This is a genomic window from Escherichia sp. E4385, assembly GCF_963883145.1.
Taxonomy (GTDB): domain Bacteria; phylum Pseudomonadota; class Gammaproteobacteria; order Enterobacterales; family Enterobacteriaceae; genus Escherichia.
Window position 1 is genome coordinate 368,344 of sequence record NZ_CAWOOJ010000002.1, and the last position, 14,285, is coordinate 382,628.

The following is a 14,285-nucleotide window of genomic DNA, read 5'->3' on the forward strand; positions in this document are numbered from 1 at the left end:
CCAGGTTGACGTTAGTTGGAAAAAAACAGCGGAAAAGATTTGTGTGGCGTGAATTTCAGGTATAAAAAAAGACCTCAGTTGAGGTCTATTTACATACTTTTGGTGCCGAAGGCCGGACTCGAACCGGCACGTATTTCTACGGTTGATTTTGAATCAACTGCGTCTACCGATTTCGCCACTTCGGCACTGAAGAGGTATGCGGAAAACGTTGTGGATTATACCTGTCGCACGCCACCATGCAAGCGCCAGCTTGTGCCTGCCTCGCTAAGTGCTGAAAATTTCAGCGTTGTCTTCAGAGATATGTAACCTTTGTCACACTCCAGGCCCCGCTCAGCCGTGCTCTACACTTCTCGGGCAACACCAAAGAACGACAAAAGCATGTCGATGGTCGATAACGAATAGGGATTCTCGCAATATTCGCTACTTGCCAGACATGAGGAGATTCGCCGCGTGGTTGCCCAGGGTAGCGCCGCGTAGCCGTGGTCACTGCGGTGCCTGTATTCGAGATAATCAGACCAACTTCTGGCAAGGTGCGGTGCCTACAATTATGAATTGTGGAGGCTTTGTTGGGTCGCTTCTGCCAGGCCTTTAAGATATCTCGCAATCGGCTGAATTTAGTGGTGAAAACTTTTTAACCGTGCCTATACTCCAGACAGGGAACTGGAGGAAATCTCATGAGCGAACCACGTTTAATTGCCCGCACGCCGGACACAGAACTGTTTTTACTACCCGCTATGGCTAACCGTCACGGACTGATTACTGGCGCAACGGGGACAGGTAAAACTGTCACGCTGCAAAAACTGGCGGAATCTCTGTCAGAAATCGGCGTTCCGGTGTTTATGGCCGATGTAAAAGGTGATTTGACCGGGGTTGCGGCAGAAGGTACTACCTCGGAAAAACTGCTCGCTCGGTTGAAAAATATCGGCGTCAACGACTGGCAACCACATGCTAATCCAGTGGTGGTATGGGATATTTTTGGTGAGAAAGGTCATCCAGTGCGGGCAACGGTATCGGATCTCGGGCCGTTGTTGCTGGCGCGTTTGTTGAATCTCAACGATGTGCAATCTGGCGTCCTGAATATCATTTTCCGTATTGCTGACGATCAGGGATTGTTGCTTCTCGACTTTAAAGATTTGCGGGCGATTACCCAATACATCGGTGATAACGCCAAATCATTCCAGAATCAGTACGGTAATATCAGTAGCGCTTCGGTTGGCGCCATCCAGCGCGGATTACTGACGCTGGAACAGCAAGGGGCAACGCATTTCTTTGGCGAGCCGATGCTGGATATCAAAGACTGGATGCGTACCGATGCCAACGGTAAGGGTGTTATCAATATCCTTAGCGCCGAAAAACTCTACCAGATGCCAAAACTGTACGCCGCCAGCCTGTTGTGGATGCTTTCAGAGTTGTATGAACAATTACCGGAAGCAGGCGATCTGGATAAACCGAAACTGGTGTTTTTCTTTGACGAAGCGCATCTGTTGTTTAACGATGCGCCGCAGGTGCTGCTGGATAAGATTGAACAGGTAATAAGGCTTATCCGTTCAAAAGGCGTAGGCGTCTGGTTTGTTTCGCAAAACCCTTCTGATATCCCGGACAACGTGCTTGGGCAGTTGGGAAATCGTGTTCAGCACGCTCTGCGCGCCTTTACACCGAAAGACCAGAAAGCGGTGAAGACGGCAGCGCAAACCATGCGACCTAATCCTGCATTTGATACGGAAAAGGCGATTCAGGAACTAGGAACCGGCGAAGCGTTGATCTCTTTTCTGGATGCGAAAGGAAGCCCTTCTGTGGTAGAGCGTGCGATGGTGATCGCGCCTTGTTCACGGATGGGGCCGGTGACAGAAGATGAGCGTAATGGCTTGATTAATCACTCCCCGGTGTATGGCAAGTATGAAGATGACGTGGACCGGGAATCCGCCTATGAGATGTTGCAAAAAGGCGTACAGGCAAGTACCGAGCAGCAAAATACCCCTCCGGCCAAAGGGAAAGAGATAAGTGAAGATGACGGTATTCTGGGTGGGTTGAAGGATATTTTGTTTGGCACTACCGGACCACGCGGTGGGAAGAAAGATGGTGTGGTGCAAACAATGGCGAAAAGCGCCGCCCGCCAGGTGACGAATCAGATTGTACGCGGTGTGCTGGGGAGTTTGCTTGGAGGGAGAAAAAGGTAAGTCAGGCGCTGTTTGTATTCTCTCACACCAGCTTGCCTTTGCCTGATGCACTACGCTTATCAGGCCTACGCCACTTTGCTAACAATAATAAAGGGAGCTTTAGCTCCCTTTATTCATTCATCAAGTTACGATTTTCTCATTAACAGCCACAGACTGATTAAGAAGAAGCTGGCGCTTGGCAACAGTGCGCCGATAATCGGCGGAATGCCGTAAACCAACGTCAGCGGGCCGAAGATCTGGTCCAGTACATAGAACACAAAACCGAAGCTAATACCAGTCACCACACGAACGCCCATCGGCACGCTGCGCAGTGGACCGAAGATAAATGACAGCGCCATTAGCATCATTACCGCCACGGATAGCGGCTGGAAGATTTTGCTCCACATATTAAGCTGGTAGCGCCCGGCGTCCTGACCGCTCGACTTCAGATACTTCACGTAGTTGTGCAAACCACTGATGGAGAGCGCATCCGGATCCAGCGCCACCACGCCCAGTTTGTCCGGCGTGAGGTTGGTTTTCCAGGTGCCGCTCACCGTCTGCGAACCGGTTATCTGTTTTGGATTGGTCAGGTCAGATTCATCAACCTGCGACAGACGCCAGACTTTATGTTCAGGGTCAAACTTCGCGGAAGCGGCATAGCGAACGGATTGCAGACGACGATTCTCGTTAAAGGCATAAATACTGATACCACCTAACTCTTCGTCACCTTTTACTCGCTCAATATAGACAAAGTTGTCACCATCTTTGGCCCATAAACCTTGTTGAGTAGAGAGCAACGAACCACCGTACATCGCCTGCGCGCGGTAGTTACGCGCCATCTGTTCGCCCTGCGGCGCGACCCATTCGCCAATCGCCATCGTCAGCAAAACCAGTGGAATGGCGGTTTTCATTACTGACAACGCGACTTGCATGCGGGTAAAACCAGAAGCCTGCATCACCACCAGTTCGCTGCGCTGCGCCAGCATCCCTAGCCCGAGCAACGCGCCCAGCAGGGCCGCCATCGGGAAGAAGATTTGTACATCTTTCGGCACGCTCAACAGGGTATACATTCCCGCGCCTACCGCGTCGTAACTCCCCTGCCCGGCTTTTTTCAGCTGATCGACAAACTTGATAATGCCGGAGAGCGACACCAGCATGAACAGCGTCATCATGATGGTGGTGAAAATGGTTTTACCGATATAGCGGTCAAGAACACCAAAAGGTTGCATCACACCGCTCCTTTACGCGAAAAACTGGCGCGCAGGCGGCGGACCGGCACTGTGTCCCAAAGGTTGAGAACAATCGCCAAAGCCAGATAAATCAGGTTAACGGTCCACATCCACAGCGTCGGGTCCAGCTTGCCTTTACCGCCGTTCGATTTAAGGGAGGTCTGGATCAGGAAGAAAAGCAGATATAGCAGCATGGCTGGCAGCATCGACAGGACACGTCCCTGACGCGGGTTAACCACACTCAGAGGCACAACCATGAGCGCCATCATAAATACAGTGAATACCAGCGTTATACGCCAGTTCAGTTCTGCGCGGGCACGATCGGTGTCGGTGTTCCACAATGTGCGCATATCCATCTGGTCGGTATCGTTCGGGTCGAGCGCCACCGCCTGGTGACCAATGATCGCCTGATAATCCTGGAAGTCCGTAATGCGGAAATCACGTAACAGTGCGGTGCCTTCGAAGCGCGTTCCCTGGTTGAGGCTGACGACCTGGGATCCGTCGCGCAGTTGCGTTAAATGTCCGGAATCGGCCACCACCACGGAAGGACGCGCGTTACCTTTTGGTCGAATTTGCGCGAGGAACACATCTTTGAAATCGCTGCCGTCAACGCTTTCGATGAACAGCACTGAGCTGCCATTAGTCGCTTGCTGGAATTGCCCTTGCGCCAGCGCCGCCATGCCTGGGTTAGCTTTCGCTTCTGCCAGCACTTCATCCTGATGGCGCGATGACCACGGCCCCGCCCACATAACGTTAACCGCCGCAACAATCGCCGTGAACACCGCGAGAACCATCGCCGCTTTCACCAGAACCGCTTTGCTCAGGCCGCAGGCATGCATTACCGTAATTTCACTTTCGGTATACAGTTTGCCCAGCGTCATCAGCAGCCCGAGGAACAGGCTTAATGGCAGGATAAGCTGCGCCATTTCCGGCACGCCCAGCCCCAACAGGGAGAGCACCAGATTCGCCGGAATATCGCCGTCAACCGCTGCGCCGAGGATCCTCACTAACTTTTGACAGAAGAAGATCAAAAGCAAGATGAAGAGTATCGCCAGCTGGCTTTTGAGCGTCTCCCGCACCAGATATCTTATGATTATCACTTTAAATACGCCCGTAAAAACTCGTCTTTTGCAGGATTTTAGCTTGTTTCATGGCTTAAACGTCATTTATTCTCTTGAGTCGTCGAAATCGTCGCTAAGATAATTATACTCAACGGATTCACCTCTCAGATTTTGTTCTGACGTGCCAATGCCGTAATAACGTTAAGATTAACACGAAGTCATCGCAACAGCGGACATGAGTTACGAAAGCTTGCAATTCTATCTGTAGCCACCGCCGTTGTCTTTAAGATTCAGGAGCGTAGTGCATGGAGTTTAGTGTAAAAAGCGGTAGCCCGGAGAAACAGCGGAGTGCCTGCATCGTCGTGGGCGTCTTCGAACCACGTCGCCTTTCTCCGATTGCAGAACAGCTCGATAAAATCAGCGATGGGTACATCAGCGCCCTGCTGCGCCGAGGCGAACTGGAAGGAAAACCGGGGCAGACGCTGTTGCTGCACCATGTGCCGAACGTGCTTTCTGAGCGCATTCTCCTTATTGGTTGCGGCAAAGAACGTGAGCTGGATGAGCGCCAGTACAAGCAGGTGATTCAGAAAACCATTAATACGCTGAATGATACTGGCTCGATGGAAGCGGTCTGCTTCCTGACTGAACTGCACGTTAAAGGCCGTAACAACTACTGGAAAGTGCGTCAGGCTGTCGAGACGGCAAAAGAGACACTCTACAGTTTTGATCAGCTGAAAACGAACAAGAGCGAACCGCGTCGTCCGCTGCGTAAAATGGTGTTCAACGTGCCGACCCGCCGTGAACTGACCAGCGGGGAGCGCGCGATCCAGCACGGTCTGGCGATTGCCGCCGGGATTAAAGCTGCGAAAGATCTCGGCAATATGCCGCCGAATATCTGTAACGCCGCTTACCTCGCCTCTCAGGCGCGCCAGCTGGCTGACAGCTACAGCAAGAATGTTATTACCCGCGTTATCGGCGAACAGCAGATGAAAGAGCTGGGGATGCATTCCTATCTGGCAGTCGGTCAGGGCTCGCAAAACGAATCGCTGATGTCGGTGATTGAGTACAAAGGCAACGCGTCGGAAGATGCACGCCCTATCGTGCTGGTCGGTAAAGGTTTAACCTTCGACTCCGGCGGTATCTCCATCAAGCCTTCAGAAGGCATGGATGAGATGAAGTACGATATGTGCGGTGCGGCGGCGGTTTATGGCGTGATGAGGATGGTCGCGGAACTGCAACTGCCGATTAACGTTATCGGCGTGCTGGCAGGCTGCGAAAACATGCCTGGCGGGCGTGCCTATCGTCCGGGCGATGTGTTAACCACCATGTCCGGTCAAACCGTAGAAGTGCTGAATACCGACGCCGAAGGCCGCCTGGTACTGTGCGATGTGTTAACTTACGTTGAGCGTTTTGAGCCGGAAGCAGTGATTGACGTGGCGACGCTGACCGGTGCTTGTGTTATCGCGCTGGGTCATCACATTACCGGTCTGATGGCGAACCATAACCCGCTGGCCCATGAGCTGATTGCTGCGTCTGAACAATCCGGTGACCGCGCATGGCGTTTACCGCTGGGTGACGAGTATCAGGAACAGCTGGAGTCCAATTTTGCCGATATGGCTAACATTGGCGGTCGTCCTGGTGGGGCGATTACCGCAGGTTGCTTCCTGTCACGCTTTACCCGTAAGTACAACTGGGCGCACCTGGATATCGCGGGAACCGCCTGGCGTTCTGGTAAAGCAAAAGGCGCAACCGGTCGTCCGGTGGCGTTGCTGGCACAGTTCCTGTTGAATCGCGCCGGGTTTAACGGCGAAGAGTAATTGCATCAGGCAAAGTTGTTATTGTCGGATGCGGCGTGAACGCCTTATCCGACCTACACAGCACTGAACTCGTAGGCCAGATAAGACGTGGCAGCGTCGCATCAGGCAATGCTGTTATTGTCGGATGCGGTGTGAACGCCTTATCCGACCGACACACAGCACTGAACTTGTAGGCCTGATAAGACGTGGCAGCGTCGCATCAGGCAATGCTGTGTATTACCAGATGCATATTTAAATCCACCACAAGAAGCCCCATATATGAAAAACGCAACGTTCTACCTTCTGGACAATGACACCACCGTCGATGGCTTAAGCGCCGTTGAGCAGCTGGTGTGTGAAATTGCCGCAGAACGTTGGCGCAGTGGTAAGCGCGTGCTCATCGCCTGTGAAGATGAAAAGCAGGCTTACCGGCTGGATGAAGCCCTGTGGGCACGTCCGGCAGAAAGCTTTGTTCCGCATAATTTAGCGGGAGAAGGACCGCGCGGGGGTGCGCCGGTGGAGATCGCCTGGCCGCAAAAGCGTAGCAGCAGCCCGCGCGATATATTGATTAGTCTGCGAACAAGCTTTGCAGATTTTGCCACCGCTTTCACAGAAGTGGTAGACTTCGTCCCTTATGAAGATTCTCTGAAACAACTGGCGCGCGAACGCTATAAAGCCTACCGCGTGGCTGGTTTCAACCTGAATACGGCAACCTGGAAATAATGGAAAAGACATACAACCCACAAGATATCGAACAGCCGCTTTACGAGCACTGGGAAAAGCAGGGCTACTTTAAGCCTAATGGCGATGAAAGCCAGGAAAGTTTCTGCATCATGATCCCGCCGCCGAACGTCACCGGCAGTTTGCATATGGGTCACGCCTTCCAGCAAACCATCATGGATACCATGATCCGCTATCAGCGCATGCAGGGCAAAAACACCCTGTGGCAGGTCGGTACTGACCACGCCGGGATCGCTACCCAGATGGTCGTTGAGCGCAAGATTGCCGCAGAAGAAGGTAAAACCCGTCACGACTACGGCCGCGAAGCTTTCATCGACAAAATCTGGGAATGGAAAGCGGAATCCGGCGGCACCATTACCCGTCAGATGCGCCGTCTCGGCAACTCCGTCGACTGGGAGCGTGAACGCTTCACCATGGACGAAGGCCTGTCCAATGCGGTGAAAGAAGTTTTCGTCCGTCTGTATAAAGAAGACCTGATTTACCGTGGCAAACGCCTGGTAAACTGGGACCCGAAACTGCGTACCGCTATCTCTGACCTGGAAGTAGAAAACCGCGAATCGAAAGGTTCGATGTGGCACATCCGCTATCCGCTGGCTGATGGCGCGAAAACCGCAGACGGTAAAGATTATCTGGTGGTTGCGACTACCCGTCCGGAAACCTTGCTGGGCGACACCGGCGTGGCCGTTAACCCGGAAGACCCGCGTTACAAAGATCTGATTGGCAAATATGTCATTCTGCCGCTGGTTAACCGTCGTATTCCGATCGTGGGCGACGAACACGCCGATATGGAAAAAGGCACCGGCTGCGTGAAGATCACTCCGGCGCACGACTTTAACGACTATGAAGTCGGTAAACGTCACGCCCTGCCGATGATCAACATCCTGACCTTTGACGGTGATATCCGTGAAAGCGCTCAAGTGTTCGATACCAAAGGTAACGAATCTGATGTTTATTCCAGCGAGATCCCGGCAGAGTTCCAGAAACTGGAGCGTTTTGCTGCGCGTAAAGCCATCGTTGCTGCGGTTGACGCGCTTGGCCTGCTGGAAGAAATTAAACCGCACGACCTGACCGTTCCTTACGGCGACCGTGGCGGCGTAGTTATCGAACCAATGCTGACCGACCAGTGGTACGTGCGTGCCGATGTACTGGCGAAACCGGCGGTTGAAGCGGTTGAGAACGGCGACATTCAGTTCGTACCGAAGCAGTACGAAAACATGTACTTCTCCTGGATGCGCGATATTCAGGACTGGTGTATCTCTCGTCAGCTGTGGTGGGGTCACCGTATCCCTGCGTGGTATGACGAAGCGGGTAATGTTTATGTTGGCCGCAACGAAGACGAAGTGCGTAAAGAAAATAACCTCGGTGCTGATATTGCCCTGCGTCAGGACGAAGACGTTCTCGACACCTGGTTCTCTTCTGCGCTGTGGACCTTCTCTACCCTTGGCTGGCCGGAAAACACCGACGCCCTGCGTCAGTTCCACCCAACCAGCGTGATGGTATCTGGTTTCGACATCATCTTCTTCTGGATTGCCCGCATGATCATGATGACCATGCACTTCATCAAAGATGAAAATGGCAAACCGCAGGTGCCGTTCCACACCGTTTACATGACCGGTCTGATTCGTGATGACGAAGGCCAGAAGATGTCTAAATCCAAGGGTAACGTTATCGACCCGCTGGATATGGTTGACGGTATTTCGCTGCCAGAACTGCTGGAAAAACGTACCGGCAATATGATGCAGCCGCAGCTGGCGGATAAAATCCGTAAGCGCACCGAGAAGCAGTTCCCGAACGGCATTGAGCCGCACGGTACTGACGCGCTGCGCTTCACCCTGGCGGCGCTGGCTTCTACCGGTCGTGACATCAACTGGGATATGAAGCGTCTGGAAGGCTACCGTAACTTCTGTAACAAGCTGTGGAACGCCAGCCGCTTTGTGCTGATGAACACAGAAGGTCAAGATTGCGGCTTTAACGGCGGTGAAATGATGCTGTCGCTGGCGGATCGCTGGATTCTGGCGGAGTTCAACCAGACCATCAAAGCGTACCGCGAAGCGCTGGACAGCTTCCGCTTCGATATCGCCGCAGGCATTCTGTATGAATTCACCTGGAACCAGTTCTGCGACTGGTATCTGGAGCTGACCAAGCCGGTAATGAACGGTGGCACCGAAGCCGAACTGCGCGGTACTCGCCATACGCTGGTGACCGTGCTGGAAGGTCTGCTGCGCCTCGCGCATCCGATCATTCCGTTCATCACCGAAACCATCTGGCAGCGTGTGAAAGTGCTTTGTGGCATCACTGCCGACACCATCATGCTGCAGCCGTTCCCGCAGTACGATGCGTCTCAGGTCGATGAAGCGGCGCTGGCCGACACCGAGTGGCTGAAGCAGGCGATCGTTGCTGTACGTAATATCCGCGCGGAAATGAACATCGCGCCGGGCAAACCGCTGGAGCTGCTGCTGCGTGGTTGCAGTGCAGATGCAGAACGTCGCGTGAACGAAAACCGTGGCTTCCTGCAAACGCTGGCGCGTCTGGAAAGCATCACCGTACTGCCTGCGGATGACAAAGGCCCGGTTTCCGTTACTAAGATCGTCGACGGCGCAGAGCTGCTGATCCCGATGGCGGGCCTCATTAACAAAGAAGATGAGCTGGCGCGTCTGGCGAAAGAAGTGGCGAAGATTGAAGGTGAAATCAGCCGCATCGAGAACAAGCTGGCGAACGAAGGCTTTGTAGCGCGCGCACCGGAAGCGGTCATCGCGAAAGAGCGTGAAAAGCTGGAAGGTTATGCGGAAGCGAAAGCGAAGCTGATTGAACAGCAGGCAGTTATCGCCGCGCTGTAATCAACACTGTGAAGAAAACGAAGGCCGGAGCATGCTCCGGCCTTTTTATTTAGATAAACGGAACATACGGCATAATACCGCGAGATATCCACATTAACGGACCGCTATCCTGCGGTTTGTCATCATTGGTTAACTCCAGCGAATCAAGGTCACCCTGGACATGGGTATTGTTAGCAATCCAGCTAACCATCCACATTTTCAGCCAGGGATAAGCCAGACCACAGGTAATTGAGGACCCCATTAATACCGCCAACATGCGCAAAAGCATACCGATCGCGGTAACAGATGAATGAAAACGAATAGTGCCATTTGCCAGTGTCAGATTATTCAAAAACAGATTGCGTAACGTGACATAGAGATAACTGGCAAAAACAAGAATCGCGACAAAATACAGGAAATAAGAAGCCGTAATCTGCGGGTAATATTGCAATACTAGCTCCCTGCCCGCATCAGACCTACCCAACATGGTCATCATCATTAACTGCTGAAATACTGGCGCAATCATAATACCAATCACAATGATGAAAGGAACCATGGTTAATATTGCGAGCATACAGCCTTTAATGCATTCTTTTACGTTGACCTTAATGGAAAATTGATGGACACCAAAAGTCGCGTTATTACCCAGTAATGGCATCCACTTGCTATAGGTAATACCATTGATAACACCCAGTCCGATGACGGAAAGCAAACTTAAGACCACTAAGTTAAAGATTAACCCACCTATCGATGTCGTCACTTGCGCAATAAGGTGCAGTGCGAGCCAAAAAGCTAACGCCAACAGAACAGGCAGACCTAACATAACCCACCATGCACGAAGCATTGAGCAGTTAAAGCCAAAGCGAATGCCATTCAGCGAGGTCATGTTCGCCTGATACTGCAGACTCTTCACTGCCATGCAAGGAATACCGCAGATAAAGAGAGCAAACAGGAATAAACCGAGCGCAAAGTGTTGGCCTGCAAAACAAGAAATACTGAGAAGATAAACCGCCACAATAAGTAACATGCTAACAAAAATGGCACCACCTGTTCCCTTATAACTAAATGGTTGCCCCTTGAGTGTCACATGTTGATAAATATAACGACGGCATTTTATCAATGCCCACGGCCCATATATTCCCAGAGTAATAATTGTCAGTAAAAAATTCACAAGACAAATAAGAAAATACTCACTACCCTTGCCTGTAAAAACAAATGCGTGACGAGGATTATCTTTCCCGACGTTTACACCATTCATGAACTATATCCCTAAAATAAATTCCATTCATATAGATAATAATTCCAGTCAATTGATACTGGACCACCTAGAATACGCTTTATCTAAGCGATATATGCTTAATATTTTCTGATTTATCTTCTTCTTGCACCACATAAGCGAGGGTGGTATTAAAGGGAGCTATAAATCATACATTTGAAATTGAGCTATGCTATGAATGTTGTCGTTTCGCCCGCGCTCCGTTTGCGCAAACTTACCGCCGCCGATAATGCTGCTATTGCCAGCGTCATCCGCCAGGTGTCCGCAGAGTACGGTCTTACCGCTGATAAAGGCTATACCGTCGCCGATCCCAATCTCGACGAATTGTATCAAGTGTATAGTCAGCCCGGTCATGCCTATTGGGTAGTTGAACACAATGGCGAAGTGGTGGGCGGCGGCGGGATTGCGCCATTAGCAGGTAGTGAATCGGACATTTGCGAACTGCAGAAAATGTATTTTCTTCCCGCCATTCGCGGCAAAGGGCTGGCGAAGAAACTGGCCTTAATGGCGATGGAGCAGGCACGAGAAATGGGCTTCAAACGCTGCTATCTGGAAACGACCGCTTTTTTGAAAGAAGCGATTGGTTTGTATGAACATTTAGGTTTTCAACATATCGACTATGCACTTGGCTGCACGGGCCATGTTGATTGTGAAGTGCGGATGTTGCGCGAACTCTAAAAAAATGCCCGCTAGTGTGTGCTATCGGGCATTTTAATCAATTAATTAATGGCGAACACCGTCATCGTCTTCGTCGACATAATCTTCATCGTCGCCATCTTCGCCATCTTCGCCGTTAGGATCTTCAAAATAAGTCCCCCAACCGTCGTATTCAACGTCGAATTTCTCTGCCAGGTTCATCAATTGCTCAACCTGGGCATCGATCAGATCGGCATTCAACGCGCATTCGCTGACGATGTCACAGCAAATTACGATATCGCCATCTTCCACTTCCAGCTCTTCCGGATCGGTCACTTCGTAACCGAGTTTAAACGCTTCAACCGCTGCTTTTTCCAGGGTTTCCAGATCGTCTGCGGAAAGGTGATGTTCGATGGTGTACAGCGCGTCCGGATCGCTGCCATCTTCCAGTAATTCTTCAATAATCAAACGTGTTTCTTCACGCTGTTCTTCGAGTTGTTCCGGGTTTGCCATGACTTATTCCTCTTAATGTCCTGCTGATACTCTTATTGTCACACACCACTGACATTGCCTCCACCTTTGTGACAAAGTTTTATGCTTTAGGCTTGCAAATGAATATTCATACATATAAATTGAATTTTAATTCATTATGGCGCAAGCCACAGGAGGGATCTATGTCCGGGTTTTATCATAAGCATTTCCTGAAATTACTTGATTTTACGCCAGCTGAACTCAACACCTTGCTCCAGCTAGCCGCTAAACTAAAAGCAGATAAAAAAAGCGGTAAAGAAGAAGCCAGACTCACCGGTAAAAACATCGCGCTCATCTTCGAAAAAGACTCAACCCGTACCCGATGCTCTTTCGAAGTTGCCGCATATGACCAGGGCGCTCGCGTTACTTATCTCGGCCCGAGCGGCAGCCAGATTGGCCATAAAGAGTCAATTAAAGATACCGCCCGCGTGCTTGGCCGCATGTATGACGGTATTCAGTATCGCGGCTATGGTCAGGAGATTGTCGAAACACTGGCGGAATACGCTGGCGTCCCGGTATGGAATGGGCTGACCAATGAGTTCCACCCCACGCAACTGCTGGCAGATCTGCTGACCATGCAAGAACATTTACCGGGTAAAGCGTTTAATGAGATGACGCTGGTCTACGCCGGAGATGCCCGCAATAACATGGGGAACTCGATGCTGGAAGCGGCCGCGCTGACCGGTCTGGATTTGCGTCTGGTGGCGCCACAGGCATGCTGGCCAGAATCTTCGCTGGTTACGGAATGCCGCGCCCTGGCACAACAAAATGGCGGGAATATTACCCTGACAGAAGATGTCGCGACTGGCGTTAAAGGTGCTGACTTTATCTATACCGATGTGTGGGTATCAATGGGTGAAGCAAAAGAGAAATGGGCTGAACGGATTGCATTGCTGCGTGATTATCAGGTGAATAGCAAGATGATGCAGTTAACTGGTAACCCGGAGGTCAAATTCCTCCACTGCCTGCCCGCGTTTCATGATGACCAAACAACGCTTGGCAAAAAGATGGCTGAAGAATTTGGCCTACATGGTGGGATGGAAGTAACGGACGAGGTTTTCGAATCTCCCGCCAGCATTGTTTTTGATCAGGCGGAAAACCGTATGCATACTATCAAAGCGGTAATGGTTGCGACGCTTGCCAAATAATTTCAGTACCGGAGGCGGCTTCACGTCGCCACCGGCAGGTACTCGCTTAAGCCATCAGCATCTTAACAACCGCTTTGCGAACCTGAGCAGGCTCACCCACTGCGCACAGCGGTTTGTGCACTTCACCCGGATAAAACACAACAAAATCGCCTTCATTAAGGATAACTGTTTTCTCTTCAATACCTTCAGGCAAAAAGGCGATGTCTTTATCAGCTAACCAGTCAGTATCCGGCGTACCCGCAGGCTGTGTGCTAAAAGTCATTCCTTCCTGCCCTTTTAACACAATCTGGATGTCGAGATAGCGGGCATGATACTCCGCGCGACGCGCTTCATACGGCTCAGTCATATCTTCAGAGATAAGATAAAACAGACGGTTGCCTTCGATATCATGCTTACCTTTTGGCGTTTCTGCCGTAACGTGCATTTTGATATGTTCAATGGCCTGGCGTAACTCTTCTGGCAACCACGGCTGGAGATTATGAATATTTCCGATGATCATCTTTTTCATTCCTCAATTAAAACAACGTTTCATTTCTCTCGTTATACGTAATTCCTTACTGCCATACCAGCATTTTTTGCTGTCCGATTGCGCCAAAGCATGTTTTTCCGCCCGCTTTTCACAAAAAAATTATTGTTAAAAACTCAATTTTAAAGCATATAAATTCACTACAATCGTTTACCTGGGTAATTTTTTGCATTGATTGCTTGATCCCACTTTCTGGCTGAGTATAATGCCGGACAATTTGCCGGGAGGATGTATGGTTCAGTGTGTTCGACATTTTGTCTTACCGCGTCTGAAAAAAGACGCTGGCCTGCCGTTTTTCTTCCCGTTGTTCACCTATTCCCAGCCCCTCAATCGAGGGGCTTTTTTTTGCCCAGGCGTCAGGAGATAAAA

General features: G+C 51.0%; 13 protein-coding genes, 1 tRNA gene and 1 pseudogene. 8 read left to right on the forward strand and 7 right to left on the reverse strand.

Translation table 11 applies throughout. The features are described 5' to 3' along the window. Positions 1-100: 100 nt before the first annotated feature. A tRNA-Leu gene (locus AACS80_RS04100) sits at positions 101-185 on the reverse strand. Between the two features lie 193 nt (positions 186-378). Here AACS80_RS04100 and AACS80_RS04105 point away from each other — a divergent pair. Together AACS80_RS04105 and AACS80_RS04110 are read left to right on the forward strand one after the other, a co-directional pair. Continuing rightward, positions 379-577: pseudogene (locus AACS80_RS04105) on the forward strand (alcohol dehydrogenase); the annotation flags it as partial. 97 nt (positions 578-674) lie between these two features. Then, positions 675-2,177, forward strand: a complete 1,503-nt coding sequence (locus AACS80_RS04110; RefSeq protein ID WP_130206088.1) for a helicase HerA-like C-terminal domain-containing protein — start codon at positions 675-677, stop codon at positions 2,175-2,177. Positions 2,178-2,302: 125 nt separating this feature from the next. Here the strand turns inward: AACS80_RS04110 and lptG are convergent, their stop codons facing one another. The 3 genes from lptG to ytgA all read right to left on the reverse strand — a co-directional run bounded on the left by lptG (position 2,303) and on the right by ytgA (position 4,598). Further along, on the reverse strand, positions 2,303-3,385 hold the full coding sequence (gene lptG, locus AACS80_RS04115) for an LPS export ABC transporter permease LptG (RefSeq protein ID WP_105290080.1): 1,083 nt from the start codon (positions 3,383-3,385) through the stop codon (positions 2,303-2,305). Next, complete coding sequence (lptF, locus tag AACS80_RS04120; protein ID WP_105290081.1) at positions 3,385-4,485, reverse strand: LPS export ABC transporter permease LptF; 1,101 nt, start codon at positions 4,483-4,485, stop codon at positions 3,385-3,387. The genes lptG and lptF overlap by 1 nt, the downstream gene beginning before the upstream one ends. A gap of 62 nt (positions 4,486-4,547) precedes the next feature. After that, positions 4,548-4,598 carry a protein YtgA gene (gene ytgA, locus AACS80_RS04125; RefSeq protein WP_211180521.1) on the reverse strand — a complete coding sequence of 17 codons (51 nt, stop codon included), beginning with the start codon at positions 4,596-4,598 and terminating at the stop codon, positions 4,548-4,550. A 153-nt stretch (positions 4,599-4,751) separates the two neighbouring features. Between ytgA and pepA the strand changes: the two genes are divergently transcribed. From pepA to valS, 3 genes are all read left to right on the forward strand, one after another. Further along, on the forward strand, positions 4,752-6,263 hold the full coding sequence (gene pepA / locus AACS80_RS04130; protein WP_000397144.1) for a leucyl aminopeptidase: 1,512 nt from the start codon (positions 4,752-4,754) through the stop codon (positions 6,261-6,263). A gap of 258 nt (positions 6,264-6,521) precedes the next feature. Next, positions 6,522-6,965, forward strand: coding sequence for a DNA polymerase III subunit chi (gene holC / locus AACS80_RS04135; RefSeq protein WP_000786399.1), 444 nt, complete (start codon positions 6,522-6,524; stop codon positions 6,963-6,965). Beyond that, a complete protein-coding gene (valS, locus tag AACS80_RS04140; RefSeq protein ID WP_135410886.1) occupies positions 6,965-9,820 on the forward strand; it encodes a valine--tRNA ligase in 2,856 nt (951 codons plus the stop codon). The genes holC and valS overlap by 1 nt, the downstream gene beginning before the upstream one ends. 49 nt (positions 9,821-9,869) lie before the next feature. Here the strand turns inward: valS and AACS80_RS04145 are convergent, their stop codons facing one another. Beyond that, positions 9,870-11,057, reverse strand: coding sequence for a YjgN family protein (locus AACS80_RS04145; RefSeq protein WP_135410885.1), 1,188 nt, complete (start codon positions 11,055-11,057; stop codon positions 9,870-9,872). A gap of 192 nt (positions 11,058-11,249) precedes the next feature. Between AACS80_RS04145 and AACS80_RS04150 the strand changes: the two genes are divergently transcribed. Continuing rightward, positions 11,250-11,753 (forward strand): GNAT family N-acetyltransferase, encoded by a 504-nt coding sequence (locus AACS80_RS04150; protein ID WP_135408771.1) that lies wholly within the window; start codon positions 11,250-11,252, stop codon positions 11,751-11,753. 45 nt (positions 11,754-11,798) lie between these two features. On the opposite strand, the gene rraB is transcribed toward AACS80_RS04150, so the two are convergent. Further along, entirely contained in the window at positions 11,799-12,224 is a 426-nt protein-coding gene (gene rraB, locus AACS80_RS04155) for a ribonuclease E inhibitor RraB (protein ID WP_135410884.1), read from the reverse strand. Positions 12,225-12,385: 161 nt separating this feature from the next. Here rraB and argF point away from each other — a divergent pair, with 161 nt between their 5' ends. After that, the gene (gene argF, locus AACS80_RS04160; protein WP_130257925.1) at positions 12,386-13,390 is read left to right on the forward strand and encodes an ornithine carbamoyltransferase; all 1,005 of its coding nucleotides are present in this window, start codon (positions 12,386-12,388) and stop codon (positions 13,388-13,390) included. 46 nt (positions 13,391-13,436) lie between these two features. Here the strand turns inward: argF and tabA are convergent, their stop codons facing one another. Further along, positions 13,437-13,889 (reverse strand): toxin-antitoxin biofilm protein TabA, encoded by a 453-nt coding sequence (gene tabA / locus AACS80_RS04165; RefSeq protein WP_130216649.1) that lies wholly within the window; start codon positions 13,887-13,889, stop codon positions 13,437-13,439. A 259-nt stretch (positions 13,890-14,148) separates the two neighbouring features. Here tabA and pyrL point away from each other — a divergent pair, with 259 nt between their 5' ends. Continuing rightward, complete coding sequence (gene pyrL / locus AACS80_RS04170; RefSeq protein ID WP_032341226.1) at positions 14,149-14,283, forward strand: pyr operon leader peptide; 135 nt, start codon at positions 14,149-14,151, stop codon at positions 14,281-14,283. Positions 14,284-14,285 lie beyond the last annotated feature (2 nt).